Below are 16,021 nucleotides of genomic sequence, written 5' to 3' on the forward strand. Positions count from 1 at the left end.
AACACCCTTCTTATACTGCTAATGACTTGCAACATCCTGCTCATTTGGCTAGCGGACGAGCAGCCTTATGGGGGAAAGAATGCATATCCGCTCGTCTGTCCTGTTCGCCACCAGCGCGCTCGCGCTGTTGAGCCAGCCTGCGCTGGCCCAGTCCGAACCTGCAGCCGAGGATGCCGGCCCGATCATCGTGACTGCGGCGCGCACGATCCTGCCCGCCAACGCCCTGCCGCTGACCATCGACGTCATCGATCAGGAAACGCTCAACCAGCAGGTCGCAATCGGCGGGTCCATCGTCGATGCGGTGTCCGCGCTGACCCCCTCCTTCTCGCCGACGCGGCAGAAGCTGTCCGGCGCGGGGGAGACGCTGCGCGGCCGCTCGCCGCTTTATGCGATCAACGGCATTCCGCAGACCGCTCCGCTGCGCGACGGAGCGAGGGATGGCTTCACCATCGATCCTTTCTTCATCGACCGGGTGGAGCTGATCTACGGCTCCAATGCGCTGCAGGGGATCGGCGGCACGGGCGGCATCGTCAACCAGGTGACCGTTGCGCCTCCCCAGGCGGATGGACTGACCGGCCGGATGTTGGTGCAGGGCAATGCCGACACCGGCTTTCGCAGCGACGGCATCGGGGGCAAGGTGGCGGGGCTGATCGGCTGGCGTTCCGGGCGGTGGGATGCGACGGTGGGCGCAGCCTATGAGAAGCGCGGCGCCTTTTACGACGGCCATGGCAATCGCGTCGGCACCGACCTGACCCAGGGCGAGACGCAGGATAGCCGGAGTTGGTCGTTGTTCGGCCGCTTCGGCTATGCGCTCAGCGACAGCGCCCGGCTGGACCTGACCATGAGCCGCTTCCAGTTGAAGGGAGAGGGCGATTATGTCGCAGCGGACGGTGACTATCGCGTCGACCGGCCGACCACCTCTGTGCGCGGCACGCCGCCGGGCGTTCCCGCCACCAACCGTACCGAAAGCGCGGCGGTGACACTGACCGACAGCGATTTGTGGGGCGGCAATTTCATCGCCCAGCTCTTCTTCAACCGCTCGCGCGACACCTATGGCGGGGAGGTGGCGCCGATCGCCAGCTTCCAGGACCCGCGCATCGCGCCCAGGGATACGCTGTTCGACCAGTCGCAGAACCGCAGCCGCAAATATGGCGGCAAGATCAGCTATGAACGCGCGATGCCGGGGTTCGAGGCGCTGACCGCCACCATCGGCTTCGACGCGCTCTATGACCTGACCGAACAGCGGCTGATCGCGACCGGTCGGACCTGGGTGCCGCCGACCGACTATCGCAGCCTCGCGCCCTTCGCCCAGTTCAATCTGGCGCTGTTCGACAAGAAGCTGCGCGTGGCGGGCGGATTGCGTCATGAGGATGTGCGCATCAGCATCGACGACTATCATACCCTCTGGACCTATGGCGGGGGCGTCGACGTCGCGGGCGGCAGGCCGACTTTCAGCGATACGCTGCTCAATGGTGGCGTGATCCTGGAACCCTGGGCCGGCATCCGCGCCTATGCCAGCTATGCCGAGGGCTATACCGTGCCCGATGTCGGCCGGATCGCCCGGGCAGTCGCCACGCCCGGCGTCGACATCGACGATTATGTGAATATCAGCCCGATCGTCTCCAACAACCGGGAGATCGGATTCGAAGTGAAGCGAGGCCCGATCGACGCCAGCGCGGCCTATTTCTGGTCGACCAGCAAGAACGGATCGCTGCTGGTGCAGAGCGGCGGAGTGTTTGAGGTCCAGCGTCAGCGGGTGGAAATACAGGGGCTGGAACTGAACCTGTCGGCCAGGACGCCTTTGCCGGGGCTGACCCTCTCGACCGGCTATGCCCATCTGATCGGTCGCACCGACGGATCGGACAATGGCATCGACAAGGTGGATCGCGATCTGGACGGCGCCAATATCTCGCCTGACCGTCTGAACCTGGCCGCCAGCTATGTGCACGGTCCGGTTTCAGCGCGCATCCAGACGCAATTCTTCCTGTCCCGGCAGTTCGAACGGACGCCGGGCGCCTATCCGCCGCTCTACCGGTTCGACGGCTATGACGTGACCGATCTGTCGCTGCGTTACCAGACCCGGTTCGGGGCATTGACGCTCGCGGCGCAGAATATCTTCGACACATTCTACATCGATTATTACAGCCAGACCGTCCGGCCCAATGACAACGCCCATTATTTCGCGGGACGCGGCCGCAATTTCACCCTCTCATGGGACTATAGGTTCTAGTGAAGCTGATCGACACCCTCCATCGCTGGACCGGCGGGCTGATCGGGCTGCTGCTCGCCCTTCTGGGCCTTAGCGGCGCGTTGCTGGTGCATAAAAATGCCTGGACCCTGGCGCCCCATGCCGGCGACCCGCGCGTGGAGGATGTCCGCCAACTGGCCGAGACGACGCAGCGCATCATGGCCGATCCGGCGGGACGGCCCCAGTCGATCAGCTATGCGTCCGATGATTTCGGGTTGCTGAAGCTGCTGTTCGACAATGGCGGCGGCGCCTATGCAGACCAGCGGGGTGCCATGGTGACGCGGTGGAGCAGCCAGTGGGAGCGGCCCGAACTCTGGCTGTTCGACTTCCACCATCATCTCTTTTCCGGCGAGACGGGCGATTGGGTGATCGGCATCGCCGCGCTTTGCGGCCTGTTCTTCGTGTTCACCGGCCTCATCCTCTGGTGGCGCACGCGGCGGACTTTCGAATGGCGCCTATGGCCGGCGCGGATGAGCCGCCCTGCGATCGTGCGGCATCACCGCGATCTGGGCGTCGTCGTCGCGCCGCTGCTGCTGCTGTCGCTGGTCACAGGGGCCGTGCTGGTGTTCCGGCCGATGGCGGCGCTGCTGTTCGGGCCGGGGGCGCCAGCGCAGATCGACAAGGCGCTCGCTCCACCGCCGCCGCGCGACGCCAAACTCGGCGAAGGGCTTGACTGGGCGGCCATGGTCATGACGGCCAAGGCGCGCTTTCCCGATGCGGAGTTGCGCAGCCTCAGCCTGCCGCGCAAGGATAATGGGTTGATCGCAATCCGCATGCGGCGGCCGCAGGAATGGCTGCCCAATGGCCGCACCACCCTCTGGTTCGCGGCGGACAGCGGCGCGCTGGTTGCGGCGCGCGATGCCGCGACGCTGCCGATGGCGGTGAAGGGCTATAATCTGCTCTACCCGCTCCACGCGGCGAAGGTCGGCGGTCTGGCGTTCAGGCTGGTCATGACCCTGTCGGGCCTGGCGATGACGCTGCTCGGCACGCTGACAGTCTGGACCTTCTGGTTCAGGCGTCCCGTAAAACCGGCGCGTGCTCGTCAAATGGCGATCAGCGCGTAGGGACGGTCGAACCGCTCCGACAGGACGAACTGCGCGCAATTATAGACCGGAACGCCGCCGGGCGTTTTCCCCTCAAAGGCGCCGCGATGAGCGTGGCCGTGGACGGCGAAGCGGACATTGTCGAACCTGTCGATCGCCTCGGCCAGCCGTGAGGAACCGAGAAAGGGGAAAATCTCCTGCGGCTCCCCCTGCACCGTGTCCACCACCGGCGCATAGTGCAGCACGGCCACGGTCCGTTCCGTCCGCAGGGATCGCAGCGCATTTTCCAGTTTGCGCGCCTCGTTGATCGATTCCTCGACGAAGCCCTTGATCGCGCTTTCCCCGAAAGCGCCAAGCTCCCCCCGGCCGAAACCGCCGACAAAGCCCTTTACCCCGGCAAAGCCGATGCCCTTTATCTCGACCGCCTGATCGTCCAGCACGGTCACGCCCGCGCCGCGCAATATCTGCGCCACGACCTCAGGCTGGCCGCATTCATGGTCGTGATTGCCCAGTACCGCGACCGTCGGAATGGTGCAGCTTCGCAGGTCTTCGGCCAGTATCTCGGCCTCCCGCGTCTTGCCGAAATTGGTGAGGTCGCCGCATAGCGCCAATATGTCCGCCTGAGCCGAAATCTCCTCGAACATGGCGCGGTAGCGATGTTCGGACGCATCGGTGACATGCAGGTCCCCGACGGCGGCGAGGACAAGGCTGTCCTTGGGCCGCGGCTCACTGGTTGCGATCATGGCTCTCCTCCAGCCCCTTGCCGACCACGTCGGCAAAGCCCCATTCGGTGATGTCGACCAGATAGTCGCGCGGTGAAAGCAGCCGTCCCCGGCACACCCGCAGATTGGGGACAGGCAGTTCGGCGCGGGTCTGCAAGCGCCCCAGCAATTCCTCGAACAGCCAGAGCGGAATGCAATGGCGTTCCGTCGGATAGATGAAGCGGAAATTCAGCAGGTGGATGAGCAGCACTTCCCAGTGCAGTTCCATCGCGTCCAGCAGGCGTTGCCAGTCGATATGTTCATGCTGCCGCAGGATGATGTGCGCGACGTCCGCGCCGTCATAGCGGTAGCGGTCCTGGATGAAGACCTTCGAGAGGATGAATTCGGTCGGCGGCGTGATCCGCACCGTCGTGCCATAGACCTCCGCATGGGAGACATCGCGGAACCATTCCTCCGTCACGGGCAGGCTGGCGGAGGAGATGTTGTAGATGACGTCGAAGAAATTGCCGTCGCGCCAGACCTTGCCGATCCAGCGTTCATCCTCGAATTCGACGCGATGTCCCAGCGCCTTGAAATAGGCGAGGATGCGGGGCGCGTCGCCGGGCTTGCAGAAGACGTCCAGATCCTTGGTCGGCCGCATGATGCCGGTATGGCATCCCAGCGCATAGGTGCCCGACAGCATGAAGGGGATGCCGGATTCCACCAGATGCGCAAGGCTTTCGGCGTAGAATTCGGCAGCCTCCGGCGGGGGATCGAAGGTGACGGGGTACTGGCTCATCACCTTGGGGAACGGACAAGCGGGCGCTTCCGTTCCCCTGCCGGGCAGAAGCCTATCGCATCGTCGGGATGACGAAGCTCTGGTCGATCACCGCGCCGCCGTCGGGCCAGCGCTGTGTGATCTTCTTGGTGCGGGTGTAGAAGCGCACGCCGTCCATGCCGTACTGGTCGAGATCGCCGAAGCCCGAACGCTTCCAGCCGCCGAAGCTGTGATAGGCGACCGGCACCGGGATCGGCACGTTGATGCCGACCATGCCGACTTCGACATCGGCGGTGAATTTGCGCGCATAGTCGCCGTTGCGGGTGAAGATGGCGACGCCATTGCCATATTGATGCTTCGACGGATAGCTGAGCGCCTCCTCGAAGGTCTGGGCGCGCAGGATCTGGAGCACCGGGCCGAAAATCTCGTCCTGATAGCTCTTCATCTGCGGCGTCACCCGGTCGATCAGCGTCGGGGCGAGATAGAAGCCCTCCTCATAGCCCTGAAGCGAGAAGCCGCGTCCGTCGACCACGATTTCCGCGCCTTCGTCGGCCGCCATCTGGATATAGTTTTCGACCCGCGCCTTGTGCACGCCGGTGACGAGCGGGCCATATTGCGCGTCGGGATCGGTCGGGATGCCGGGACGGAGCGTTTCGATGGCGTCCAGCAGCTTGGCGCGGAAGGCGTCGGCCGTGGCTTCGCCCACCGGCACCACCACCGGCAGCGCCATGCAGCGCTCGCCCGCCGAGCCATAGGCCGCGCCAACGATGTCGGCCACCGCCTGATCCATGTCGGCGTCGGGCAGGATGATGCCATGATTCTTGGCGCCGCCCATCGCCTGCACGCGCTTGCCGTTCTGCGCGCCGCGGGCATAGACGTAATTGGCGATGTCGGACGATCCGACGAAGCTGACCGCCTTGATGGCGGGATGGTCGAGAATGGCGTCGACCATCTCCTTGTCGCCATGGACGACGTTCAGGATGCCGGCGGGCATGCCTGCCTCCATGGCGAGTTCAGCGAGGCGCACCGGGACGGAGGGGTCGCGTTCCGAGGGCTTGAGGATGAAGGCGTTGCCGCAGGCGATGGCCATGGCGCTCATCCAGAGGGGGATCATCGCGGGGAAGTTGAAGGGGGTGATGCCAGCGGCGATGCCCAGCGGCTGGCGCATGGAATAGACGTCGATGCCCGGACCCGCGCCCTGGGTGTATTCGCCCTTCAGCAGATGGGGGATGCCGCAGGCGAATTCGACGACTTCCAGGCCGCGCTGGATGTCGCCCTTCGCATCAGCGACGACCTTGCCATGTTCGGAGGAGAGCAGGACGGCCAGTTCGTCCATATTCTGTTCGATCAGTTCCTTGAAGCGGAACATGACGCGGGCGCGGCGCTGGGGGTTGGTGGCGGCCCATTCGGGCTGGGCGGCGAGGGCGGAATCCACCGCCTTCTGGAGATGGGCGGCGGTGGCGAGTTCGACCTGCGCCTGGACAGCGCCGGTGGCGGGGTTCAGCACGTCGGACAGGCGGGCGCCGGCGAGCGGGGCGGATTGTCCATGAATGAAATGAGTAATTGAACGCATTTTTCCGGTTTCCTCTCCTGCCGGTGGATGGCTTTGGTATAGACGGGTCAGCTTTGCAGATATACGGGTATGTGGACACATTGGTTGTGCGGATTTGCCCATGCTGAATTCCGACGAACTGCGCCTGTTCCTGGCCGTGATGCGGGAGGGCAACATGCTGGCCGCCGCGCGCCGGGTCGGGGTGGATCATAGCACGGTCGCCCGCCGCCTGACCAATATGGAGGCGACGCTGGGCGCGCGGCTGTTCGACCGCAGCCCGCGCGGGGTGACGCCGACGCCCGCCGCCTTCGCGCTGGTTTCCCATGCCGAGCGGATCGAGAGCGAGCTGCTCGCCGCGATGAGCAGCGTCGCGGGGCGCGACCGGGAGGTGGAGGGGACGGTGCGGCTCGCCACGCCGGAGGCCTTTGCCAGCCATCTGATCGCGCCGCGCGTGGCCGAGTTGCGCGAGCGCCATCCGCGCCTGACGTTGGAGCTTGCGTCCGAAAGCAAGGCGGCCAGCCTGTCGCGGCGGGAGGCGGAGATCGCCGTGATGCTGAAGCCGCCGCCCAAGGGACGGTTCGTGACCCGCAAGCTGGCCGATTACCGCCTGGGCCTCTATGCGTCGAAAGCCTATCTGGCGCGGGAGGGGGTGCCGACGGGGCGGGGCGACCTGAGCCGTCATGTCTTCGTTTCCTATATCGAGGAACTGGCCGGGTTCGCGGAGATGATCGCGCTGGACCAGCTGTTGCCCGGCGCGGCCATCGTCTTCCGCGCCAGTTCCAGCGCCGCGCAGCATGCGGCGGTGGCGGCGGGGATGGGGCTGGGCGTGCTGCATGTCTTCGCGGCGGCGGAGGACGAGCGGCTGGTGCAGTTGTTTCCGGAGTCGATGCCGGAGTCGATGGAGGTGTGGCGCAGCTATTGGCTGGTGATGCATGCCGATCTGCAGAGGCTGCCCAGGGTGCGGGCGGCGGCGGATTTTCTGGAGGAGGTGACGCGGGAGATGCGGGAGCGCTTATAGGGGCGCGGGCCGATCCCCGACCGCCGCCTTCGGCGGGAGATCGGGCGTTCAGGCCGCCATCTTCACGGGGATGGCGGGATCGGCCAGCTTTGTCCGGTCGACCGCGACGCCCTTCAGGATCAGGGTGCGGGCGCCCATGAAATCCCTGGGGCTGTTGATGGCGTCGACCGCGATCACCCGGCCCCCGCGCAGATAGAGGGCGGTGAACGGACCGTTTTCCGGATCGCCGCGCACGACCATGTCGTCGGCATCCCGGTTGAGGCCGGCGGATTGCAGCCTGATGTCATACTGGTCGGACCAGAAGGTCGGCAGCGCGCGATATTCGGCCGGCGCCCCCAATATGGTGTCGGCGGCGGTGGCGGCGGAATCCATCGCATGCTGCACGGATTCGAGCCGCCAGAGCCCGCCCGCATGGGGATTGGGGTGCCGCGCGCAGTCGCCTATCGCCAATATGCCTTCCGCCGAGGTCCGGCAATATCCGTCCACCAGCACGCCGCCGTCGCAGGCGATGTCCGCCTGTTCCGCGAGCGCCGTTTCCGCATCGATGCCGATGCCGACGATGGCGATGTCGACGGGGATTTCCCCGCCCGAGGCCAGGCGGATGGCAGAGACGCGATCCGCGCCGGAAAAGTCCGCAATCCGCTCGCCCAGGCGCAGGTCGACGCCCCGGCGGCGATGCTGCCGTTCGAAGAAATCGGAGAGCAGGGGGGAGGTGACGCGCTGGAGGACGCGGGGCTGCGCCTCGATGACGACGACTTCATGCCCCATTTCGCGCGCCGCCGCCGCGACCTCCAGCCCGACATAGCCCGCGCCGACGAGGCCGACGCGGCCGCCGCCGCGAAGCCCCGCCCGAATGGCGTCCACATCCGCGACGGTGCGCAGATGATGGATGCCCGGCAGGCCGGAACCGGGGCAGCGCAGGGTGCGCGCCCTGCCGCCGGTCGCCAGCACGCACCATCCGAAGCGGATCGTCCGGCCATCGTCCAGTTCGGCGCGCCGCCCGGCGGGATCGAGCGAACGGACCCTGCATCCCAGTTCGAACCGGACCCGCTGTTCGTCCCAATAGCCGCTGTCCCGCAGCAGCAGCCGGTCGATCTGCACGGCGCCGACCAGATAGGCCTTGGAGAGGGGAGGGCGGTCATAGGGCAGGCAGTCCTCTTCGCCCGCCACGGCGATGCTGCCGGCAAAGCCCTTCTGCCGCAGCGCAATGGCCAGATGCGCGCCCGCATGGCCGCCGCCGACGATGAGGACGTCCGTTTGCTCGTTCAATGCGATTCTCCTCCCCTGTGCGCGGTCGCCGGGCGACGATCCGGCGCGTTTCCGGGCCGTCGCGGGCGCGCCGCCGCCGCGCCGCGCGAACGGATTGCCGGGCGGCGAGGGGCAACGGCCTGTTTCTCATCGACATTGCGGATCGTTCGGGCCGGCGACAGCCCATGCCGATGCTTCGAAGCTGGGCCAAAATCGCCGCGGCAACTATCCCCTGAGCGCAGGCCTTGCCCTGATCGCGCGGTCTTTTCGGGCGGCAGGCTTGACCCGGCCCTGTAATAAGAGTGTCATCGCGAAAGGGACGAGGCTGTAACGACATCCAGCCATGACGGCCTGCAAATGGCGGTCGTCCGCGCTTCCGGCACGCTGCGTTCCGGATCGCGGGACCGCCATGTCCGGCGCGTCATTTTCCGGATGTCGATGCAGCCGAGGGAGGGCCGTGTCGATGATCCGTCGCCGGGGTGGGCAGCGTCCACCGGAGCGAGGCAGGCGTTTCAAGCCGGGTCGGGGACCGGGCCAGGGAGGACGAGCATGTTGACGCAAATGGCTGCGCCGAGCCGCTTCTGGAATGGCGAGGCGCTTCCGCTGGTTCAGTGGAACAGGTTCAGCAGCACCGACGCGGGCGATGTCGAGGCGCATATGAGCCGGATGTTCTGCCCCCACAGGCTGGACGTGCAGGGCGGGCGGCCGCCGATCGATTTCCGCCACAATCAGGCGCAGCTCAAGGCGCTGACCTTCAACGCGCAGGATTATGGCAATCCCTTCGGGCGGATTTCCATCGACGTGCCGCAGATGGGGCAGATCTATCTGGTGCAATTCTCGCTGACGGGCACGTCCTTCATCACCCATGACAGGGACAGTTTCAGCCTGGCGCCCGGCGAGATGTGCGTGCTGGCCCCGGCTTCGCATTTCCGCCAGACGTTCGAGGCGGGCTACAAGCATTTCACCATCAAGATACCCAAGGCCGATCTGGAGCAGGTGCTGGCGAGCGAACTGGGGTTCCGGCCGGACGATCTGGTCTTTTCGACCCGGCCGGTGCCGCTGGTGGGGGCGGCGCAGGCCTTTGCCCATCTGGTCCGTACTATCTGCGACGACATCGATTACGGGCTGACGGGCTATACCCATCCCCGCGCGAGCGGCGCGGTGGAGGATACGCTGAAGCGCCTGCTGCTGGCGGCGGTGCCGCACAATCATTCCGAACTGTTCGACAGCGCGCCATCCGGGCCCGCGCCCTATTATGTGCGGCGCGTCGAGGATTTCGTGCGGGGCCATGCGTGCGAGGCGATCTCCCTGATCGACATGATCGAGATTTCCGGGGTCAGCGCGCGGTCGCTGCATGCGGGGTTCCGGCGGTTTCGCGGGGTGACGCCGATGGTTTACCTCAAAAATGTGCGGCTGGACCTGGCGCGCAAGATGCTGCTGGGCGGCGTGGAGGAGGGGCATAGCGTGACCGATGTCGCGCTGGCCTGCGGGTTCAGCCATTTGAGCAAATTCGCGCGTGACTATGCGGAGCGGTTCGGGGAGCGGCCCTCGGCTACGTTGCGGCAGTTGAAGGGGTGAGGGGCGGGCGCGTGTCAGTTCTGTTCCGGTGGGATTGAGGCGCAGCGTACTCCTGCGAAGGCACTCGAACGAGACGAGTGGCTCGTGAGAGTCCAGTTCCAGCGGCGGGACTGGGTTCCTGCCTTCGCAGGAACAGGGTGGAGGTTTGACTTAAGCGCTGCACCGACCATCAGGGCGCGATATGCACCGCGCCGTCGATGATCTCTACCGCATAGGTTTTGAGCGCGATGGAGCAGGGGGCCGCGCAGGCCGCGCCGGTCTTGATGTCGAAGCTGCCGAGGTGGAAGGGGCAGACGATCTTGCCATCCTCTATCTCGCCTTCCGCCAGCGAGGCTTCGCCATGGGTGCAGAGGTCGTCGGTGGCGAACACCTCCCCGTCCAGCAGATAGACGGCGATGCCGTGGCCGCCGTCCAGTTCGACGCGGTGCACTTCGTCTTCGCTGAGATCGTCGATTGCGCAGAGGCGGATCATGGGGCGAACGCTTTCTTGATCGCCCAGGGGGGCGTCGCCACGCCCTGCACGCGCAGGTCCAGCTTCACGGACGTGAATTTCCATTCTTCTTCCTCATATATTGTCAGGCTGTCGTACCAGCCGCCCAGCCAGCGATCTTCCGGGCCGGAGTCCCCGGCCATGGTGGACAGTTCCCAAAGATACCAGCGGCAGCGCGCCGAGCGGGCGTCTTCCATAAATTCGACATGGGGGGCGACCATATAGTGGATCGACCACAGCACCTGTTCGGCGGCGATGCGGGCGAGGCCCTGGGCAATGGCGGCGGCGCCGTGGAAGGTGGCGAAGCCCTCCGCCGACCAGGTGGCGTCCGCGTGGAACAGCGGTCGCATGATCGCCGGATCGTTCCTTCGGTCCGCGCCGTGGGCGTAGCGCGCCACGAGACCTTCCATCTCCTGGCGCGCTTCGATGCGGAACAGCCGTTCCTCCATGGGCAGGGGGGCCATATTCAGGCGGCCATCGGGCGCAGCCCGCGCCATGTCTCCTGCCCGCCATGGACGGCGACGAAGCGCGCCTCCTCGAACGCATAGGGGACGCCGGGGGAGCCGGAATACAGTTCGATATGCGGGGCGACCTCGGCCAGCGAGAGGGCGAGATTGTAGAGGGGGTGGTGGCTTTCCGGCAGCGCGCCCAGCGGGAAGCGGTCGACCTCCGCCAGCGCGTCCGGCAGGCGGGGCAGCATGCGGTCGTAGAAGGCGCGCAGTTCCGCCGCGTTCGACGCCTGCCGCTTGCGCTGGCGCTGGTCGGCCGTCGGCAGGTTCCAGTCGAGGCAAAGGGAGAGGTCTTCGAAGCCGGTGGGCAAAGTGGGTTGCGTCATGGTCTTTTCCCCCTCACGCATTGACATATCGGTCGACCACGGCGGCGCTGTGGCGGATGAGGATTTCGTCGTCCTGGAGATTCTGGACGAGCTTGGCGCGGGACTGCATCGCCCTTTGCGTGTCCTCCATGGTGGCGGTGTCCTCCAGCCAGGCGTTGCGCTGGAGCGTCATCGCATGTTCGATGGCCCAGCGTTCGGCGTTGGTCTTTGGCGGGCGGACATAATAGCGGCCCTCCCAGAGCGTGCGGTTATGGGCGATGGGCCAGAATTGGTGGGTGAACCAGATGCCTTCCGACACGTGGATCAGCGTGTTGGGGAAGAGGACGCTGAGTTCGAAGGCGAAATCGTCGCGCTTGTCCGGGTTGATCGCGGGGGGCAGCATGGATTCGGCGCGCTGGGTGACGAGCGAGGCGCCGGCGATGCTATTGGCGATGCCCGCGACCGGGGTGGGTTTCGCGCCCAGCGTCAGGCAGACGGCGCAGCTGCGGTGCGGGCCCATCAGCTTCACATTTTGCAGCCCGGTGGAGAAGGTGTTGGGGAAGGAGCCGGCATGGATGGTGTCGACATGATAGGCCTCCGCAAAGGCGTCGTGCGCGACCTTCCAATTGCATTCCAGTTCGGTGTGGTAGGTGAACTGGTAGCTGAGTTCGGCAAAGGGGAAGCCCGCGAAATGCGCGGCATAGTCGCCCAGAAAATCGGTCAGGCTGTTGTCCGGATTTTCGGCCAGGTTGACGAAGATGAAGCCTTCCCAGACATCGGTATGGATCGGGGTGAGGCCGTTCCGCTGCCTGTCGAAACATGGGTAGAAGCGTTCCTCGCTCGGCACATGTTTCAGCGCGCCGTCCGCGCCATAGACCCAGCCGTGGAAACGGCAGGTGACGATGGCCGCCTTGCTGCGGCCGAAGGTTTCCGGGCCGGTTTCGGTGACGACGGTGTTGCCGCGATGGGCGCAGACATTGTGATGGGCGCGCACGACATCGTCCTTGCCGCGCATCAGGATGACCGACGTGTCGGCGGCGGCGAGGCGCTTGACCTTGTAATCGCCCCTGTCGGGGATTTCGTCGACGCGGCCGACGCAGAGCCAGACCTTCCTGAATATCTTCTCCCGTTCCCGTTCATACCAGTCCGGGTCGATATAGGGTTCGATGGAGATGGGGCCCGATCCCAGTTCGGGATGTTCGTGTAACCAGCGATGCGCGTCGTTCATCATCCTGTCCTTGCCGTTGCATCGGTTGTCGTTGCGGCTTCCGAATGCGTGAAATCGGCATGGATGATGTCGGCGCGCGCCATGCCCCGCTAGCCCGATCCGGTGCGCCTTAGCCTGGGGGCGCATCAAAGGCGCGGGGGGACGGAAGCGGTGCGGAAGGGCTTTTTCGCGGTTCCTCACTCCGTCGCGCTCAGATGATGAACTTCGCGGGATCAGGCTAGCGCGGCTGGCCGATCTGGGTTCGATTATGGCGGTACCAGAAAAACAAAATGCCAATCGAGACGGGGAGTCAAATATGGAAGATGAAAGCTGCAAACCCATATCGTCCGGCCGCGCGGCCCGGCGTCTGCAATCGGGTTCGGTGCGCGCGCTGGTCGCCGGGCTGGCGCTGGCGTCCGGAGCGCCCGTTCTGGCGCAGCAGGCGCCGGAAGACCCGGCTGCGAGCCAGAATAGCGGTATCGCGGAAATCACCGTCACCGCCCGTCGCCGCGCGGAGTCGCTTCAGGATACGCCGATCTCCATCTCGGCGGTGACTTCGGAAGGTCTGGCGCAGCGGGGGATCGATAATGTCACGCAGATCGGAGACTTCACGCCGAATGTGAAGTTCAACAGTTCGGTGCCGGTATCGGCCAGCAACGCCACGGCGGCGATCTTCATTCGCGGCATCGGGCAGAATGACTATCAGCTTTCCGCCGATCCGGGCGTGGGACTGTATCTGGATGGCGTCTATATTTCGCGGGGGGTCGGCAATGTGCTCGACGTCCTCAATGTCGAGCGGATCGAGGTGCTGCGCGGGCCGCAGGGGACTTTGTTCGGCCGCAACACCATCGGGGGCGCGGTGAGCGTGGTCACGAAGAAGCCCGCCGACGATCCGGGGGCCAGCCTGGAGCTGACGACCGGCAGCTACGACCGGGTGCAGATCAAGGGCTCGATCGACGTGCCGCTGGCCGAGGGGGTCTATACCAGCCTTTCGGGCTTTTATCATATGCGCGACGGCTATGTGAAAGGCACGGTGCCGCTGGCGCCGGACCTGGGCGACACCAATACGATGGCGGGGCGTTTCGCGCTGCGGCTGGAGCCGACGAGCAAGCTTTCCATCAACATCGCCGTCGACGGCACGCGGTCGCGGGAGGAAACCGCGCCCAACGTCATGCTCGCGGTCGATGAGAACGCGCCGGCGGCGCAGGTGTGGAACGGCCTTTATTCGGGCGCGGCGGGCATCTGCACCGACCTGTCCAACCCGGCCCGGCTGTCCGACACGCGCTGTTACAACAGCCAGTGGGCGCAGGCGCCCTATCGCCATGGCGGCACGTTCCGGGCGGTGTCGAGCGTCTTCGACAATTTCGGGAAGCGCCGTTACCAGTCGGCGTCGGACCTCAATATCTGGGGCGTTTCCGGCACGGTGGAATGGCGGCTGGGCGAGAATGTGTCGGCCAAGTCCATCACCGCCTACCGCAAGGTGACGGGTTTCTGGACCCGCGATTCCGATCATAGCCCGGCCAGCATCGTCCAGACCAAGAGCGACTGGAAGCAGGATCAGTTTTCGGAAGAATTGCAACTGATCGGCGATGCGCTCGACAGTCGTTTGAACTGGGTCGTCGGCGGCTATTATTCGAAGGAAAGCGGCAATCACCAGGATCTGGTCAACATTGTCGACGCCGTCTTCATGAGCGGTGCGATCCTCGATGGACGGAGCCTTGCCGCCTTCGGTCAGGCGACGTTCGAGATCGTCCATAATCTCAGCCTGACCGGCGGCATACGCTGGACCGAGGACAAGAAGACATTCGACAATGGCAATCAATATGTCGTGGCGGCGGGCTTCCTGACGGGGCAGCCCTTCAATCCCGACGGGTCGGGGTTGCAGGACGGCGATCCGCTGATGGGCCCGCCCGGACGGACGACGATCAAGGACCGCGCCTGGACGCCGATGGCCAGCCTTTCCTATCGCTGGTCGCCCGAATTCCTGACCTACGCATCCTATTCGCAGGGATTCAAGGGCGGCGGCTTCACCCAGCGCGTCTTCCCGCCCTTCGCCAATATTCCGTCCTTCCGGCCGGAGACCAGCACCACCTACGAAGTCGGCTTCAAGTCCGACCTGTTCGACCGGCGGCTGCGGGTGAATGGCGCGGCCTTCGTCAACGATTATGACGATCTGCAGATCACCGTGAACGATCCGCGTCTGGGTTTCGCGCCGATCATCCAGAATGCGGCGAAGGCGCGCATCAAGGGGCTGGAGCTGGAAGTGCAGGCCCGGCCGACCGAGGCGCTGAAGCTGGAGGCGGGGCTCGGCTATCTGGACGCGAAATATCGGCAGGTGGACATTCGGGCGCTCAACAGCGGCGTGACCAGGGATTCCCATTTGCAGAATGCGCCCAAATGGACGCTGAGCGCGGGGGCTTCCTACGACATCCGGGTCGACGGGGTGGGCCGGTTCACGCCGCGGGTCGACTGGTCCTACCGGTCGAAGGTCTATAATGACGCGGTGAACAGCCCGCTGCTGATCCAGAAGGGCTATCATCTGGTGAACGCCTCCATCGGCTATAGCGACGAGCCGGAAAGCTGGCTGATCACGCTGGGCGTCAAGAACCTGACCAAGCAAGTCTATCTGGGATCGGGCTTCGTGGATTCCTTCGGCGGGATCACGGAGGGGGCGTTCGGGCGGCCCCGCGAATGGTTCCTGAGCGCGCGGCGGACCTTCTGACAATCATGCGGGCGCCGGTCTTCCCGGCGTCCGCCCTGGCGGGCGAGGACGGCATGGCGGAAATATGGGAACGCAGGGTCGAGCGGCTGGAGGCGTTGCGCGACATCGATGCGCTGATCGTCGACCTTTCGCGGGCCTTCGATGCGGGGCCTTCGGCGGAGATGCTGCGGCCGCTTTTCACCGAGGATGCGGTCTTCCGGGTCGACCGATACGGGCTATTGTCGGGCGGGGACGCCATCGCTGAGGGTGTGGCGGGCAATGCGGAGCAGGGGTTCAGATGGACCCTGCATTATCTGGTTTCGCCCAAGGTGACGCTCGATCCCGCTTATGAGCGGGCGGACGTGGAATTCATGTTGTGGGAGGTTGCGACCTCAGCCAGCGGGCGGGCCTATTGGATCGGCGGGCGCTATGTCGCGGACGTGCGGAAGATGGCGGGCGGCTGGCGGTTCGGTGCGCTGGAACTGCGGGCCGATCTGATCTCCCACTATCCCGATGGGTGGCGGGACAAGCCAGAGGCTTTGGGAGATGCGTGATGTTGGAGCATGTCCTGCCAGGAAAGAGGAGGGCTTCGACAGGCTCAGCCCGAACGGGGGCGGGTCGGCACGCTGTTGCCCTGGGTCCT

General features: G+C 65.4%; 14 protein-coding genes. 6 read left to right on the forward strand and 8 right to left on the reverse strand.

What is annotated here, in order from left to right:
- Positions 1 to 79: 79 nt before the first annotated feature.
- Positions 80 to 2,230, forward strand: coding sequence for a TonB-dependent receptor (locus EGM87_RS18465; protein WP_065847631.1), 2,151 nt, complete (start codon positions 80 to 82; stop codon positions 2,228 to 2,230).
- Positions 2,230 to 3,312 carry a PepSY-associated TM helix domain-containing protein gene (locus EGM87_RS18470; protein WP_130030086.1) on the forward strand — a complete coding sequence of 361 codons (1,083 nt, stop codon included), beginning with the start codon at positions 2,230 to 2,232 and terminating at the stop codon, positions 3,310 to 3,312. The genes EGM87_RS18465 and EGM87_RS18470 overlap by 1 nt, the downstream gene beginning before the upstream one ends.
- On the opposite strand, the gene EGM87_RS18475 is transcribed toward EGM87_RS18470, so the two are convergent.
- Genes EGM87_RS18475 through EGM87_RS18485 form a run of 3 tightly spaced genes read right to left on the reverse strand, consistent with a single transcriptional unit; the run spans position 3,291 to position 6,343 of the window.
- Positions 3,291 to 4,034: a metallophosphoesterase family protein gene (locus EGM87_RS18475; RefSeq protein WP_025548476.1), complete on the reverse strand. Its 744-nt coding sequence runs from the start codon at positions 4,032 to 4,034 to the stop codon at positions 3,291 to 3,293. The two genes, EGM87_RS18470 and EGM87_RS18475, sit on opposite strands and share 22 nt — an antisense overlap.
- Entirely contained in the window at positions 4,018 to 4,791 is a 774-nt protein-coding gene (locus tag EGM87_RS18480) for a nucleotidyltransferase family protein (RefSeq protein ID WP_048575216.1), read from the reverse strand. The genes EGM87_RS18475 and EGM87_RS18480 overlap by 17 nt, the downstream gene beginning before the upstream one ends.
- Before the next feature lie 52 nt (positions 4,792 to 4,843).
- Positions 4,844 to 6,343, reverse strand: coding sequence for a CoA-acylating methylmalonate-semialdehyde dehydrogenase (locus EGM87_RS18485; protein ID WP_137708680.1), 1,500 nt, complete (start codon positions 6,341 to 6,343; stop codon positions 4,844 to 4,846).
- Positions 6,344 to 6,443: 100 nt separating this feature from the next.
- On the opposite strand from EGM87_RS18485, the gene EGM87_RS18490 reads away from it, so the two are divergent.
- Positions 6,444 to 7,340: a LysR family transcriptional regulator gene (locus tag EGM87_RS18490; RefSeq protein ID WP_103000780.1), complete on the forward strand. Its 897-nt coding sequence runs from the start codon at positions 6,444 to 6,446 to the stop codon at positions 7,338 to 7,340.
- Positions 7,341 to 7,388: 48 nt separating this feature from the next.
- On the opposite strand, the gene EGM87_RS18495 is transcribed toward EGM87_RS18490, so the two are convergent.
- Positions 7,389 to 8,609 (reverse strand): NAD(P)/FAD-dependent oxidoreductase, encoded by a 1,221-nt coding sequence (locus tag EGM87_RS18495; protein WP_065847448.1) that lies wholly within the window; start codon positions 8,607 to 8,609, stop codon positions 7,389 to 7,391.
- 528 nt (positions 8,610 to 9,137) lie between these two features.
- On the opposite strand from EGM87_RS18495, the gene EGM87_RS18500 reads away from it, so the two are divergent.
- Positions 9,138 to 10,166 (forward strand): AraC family transcriptional regulator, encoded by a 1,029-nt coding sequence (locus EGM87_RS18500; RefSeq protein ID WP_137708679.1) that lies wholly within the window; start codon positions 9,138 to 9,140, stop codon positions 10,164 to 10,166.
- A gap of 169 nt (positions 10,167 to 10,335) precedes the next feature.
- Here the strand turns inward: EGM87_RS18500 and EGM87_RS18505 are convergent, their stop codons facing one another.
- Genes EGM87_RS18505 through EGM87_RS18520 form a run of 4 tightly spaced genes read right to left on the reverse strand, consistent with a single transcriptional unit; the run spans position 10,336 to position 12,698 of the window.
- Positions 10,336 to 10,638, reverse strand: coding sequence for a non-heme iron oxygenase ferredoxin subunit (locus tag EGM87_RS18505; protein ID WP_065847446.1), 303 nt, complete (start codon positions 10,636 to 10,638; stop codon positions 10,336 to 10,338).
- Positions 10,635 to 11,153 carry a nuclear transport factor 2 family protein gene (locus tag EGM87_RS18510; protein WP_065847444.1) on the reverse strand — a complete coding sequence of 173 codons (519 nt, stop codon included), beginning with the start codon at positions 11,151 to 11,153 and terminating at the stop codon, positions 10,635 to 10,637. The genes EGM87_RS18505 and EGM87_RS18510 overlap by 4 nt, the downstream gene beginning before the upstream one ends.
- Positions 11,123 to 11,491 (reverse strand): hypothetical protein, encoded by a 369-nt coding sequence (locus tag EGM87_RS18515; RefSeq protein WP_065847442.1) that lies wholly within the window; start codon positions 11,489 to 11,491, stop codon positions 11,123 to 11,125. Before EGM87_RS18515 ends, EGM87_RS18510 begins: the two co-directional genes overlap by 31 nt.
- Before the next feature lie 13 nt (positions 11,492 to 11,504).
- Positions 11,505 to 12,698 (reverse strand): aromatic ring-hydroxylating oxygenase subunit alpha, encoded by a 1,194-nt coding sequence (locus EGM87_RS18520; RefSeq protein ID WP_137708678.1) that lies wholly within the window; start codon positions 12,696 to 12,698, stop codon positions 11,505 to 11,507.
- Between the two features lie 295 nt (positions 12,699 to 12,993).
- On the opposite strand from EGM87_RS18520, the gene EGM87_RS18525 reads away from it, so the two are divergent.
- The gene (locus EGM87_RS18525; protein WP_065847440.1) at positions 12,994 to 15,399 is read left to right on the forward strand and encodes a TonB-dependent receptor; all 2,406 of its coding nucleotides are present in this window, start codon (positions 12,994 to 12,996) and stop codon (positions 15,397 to 15,399) included.
- Positions 15,400 to 15,404: 5 nt separating this feature from the next.
- Positions 15,405 to 15,932, forward strand: coding sequence for a nuclear transport factor 2 family protein (locus EGM87_RS18530; protein ID WP_226870204.1), 528 nt, complete (start codon positions 15,405 to 15,407; stop codon positions 15,930 to 15,932).
- Positions 15,933 to 16,021: the final 89 nt, after the last annotated feature.

It is taken from the genome of Sphingobium sp. RSMS (genome assembly GCF_005406185.4).
Taxonomy (GTDB): domain Bacteria; phylum Pseudomonadota; class Alphaproteobacteria; order Sphingomonadales; family Sphingomonadaceae; genus Sphingobium; species Sphingobium fuliginis.

Coding starts and splice junctions, on each gene's coding strand:
- EGM87_RS18490 (WP_103000780.1), top strand. CDS start 6,444: ATGCTGAATTCCGACGAACTGCGCCTGTTCCTGGCCGTGATGCGGGAG.
- EGM87_RS18480 (WP_048575216.1), bottom strand. CDS start 4,791: ATGAGCCAGTACCCCGTCACCTTCGATCCCCCGCCGGAGGCTGCCGAA.
- EGM87_RS18525 (WP_065847440.1), top strand. CDS start 12,994: ATGGAAGATGAAAGCTGCAAACCCATATCGTCCGGCCGCGCGGCCCGG.
- EGM87_RS18485 (WP_137708680.1), bottom strand. CDS start 6,343: ATGCGTTCAATTACTCATTTCATTCATGGACAATCCGCCCCGCTCGCC.
- EGM87_RS18515 (WP_065847442.1), bottom strand. CDS start 11,491: ATGACGCAACCCACTTTGCCCACCGGCTTCGAAGACCTCTCCCTTTGC.
- EGM87_RS18510 (WP_065847444.1), bottom strand. CDS start 11,153: ATGGCGCGGGCTGCGCCCGATGGCCGCCTGAATATGGCCCCCCTGCCC.
- EGM87_RS18530 (WP_226870204.1), top strand. CDS start 15,405: ATGCGGGCGCCGGTCTTCCCGGCGTCCGCCCTGGCGGGCGAGGACGGC.
- EGM87_RS18500 (WP_137708679.1), top strand. CDS start 9,138: ATGTTGACGCAAATGGCTGCGCCGAGCCGCTTCTGGAATGGCGAGGCG.
- EGM87_RS18475 (WP_025548476.1), bottom strand. CDS start 4,034: ATGATCGCAACCAGTGAGCCGCGGCCCAAGGACAGCCTTGTCCTCGCC.
- EGM87_RS18520 (WP_137708678.1), bottom strand. CDS start 12,698: ATGAACGACGCGCATCGCTGGTTACACGAACATCCCGAACTGGGATCG.
- EGM87_RS18465 (WP_065847631.1), top strand. CDS start 80: ATGCATATCCGCTCGTCTGTCCTGTTCGCCACCAGCGCGCTCGCGCTG.
- EGM87_RS18505 (WP_065847446.1), bottom strand. CDS start 10,638: ATGATCCGCCTCTGCGCAATCGACGATCTCAGCGAAGACGAAGTGCAC.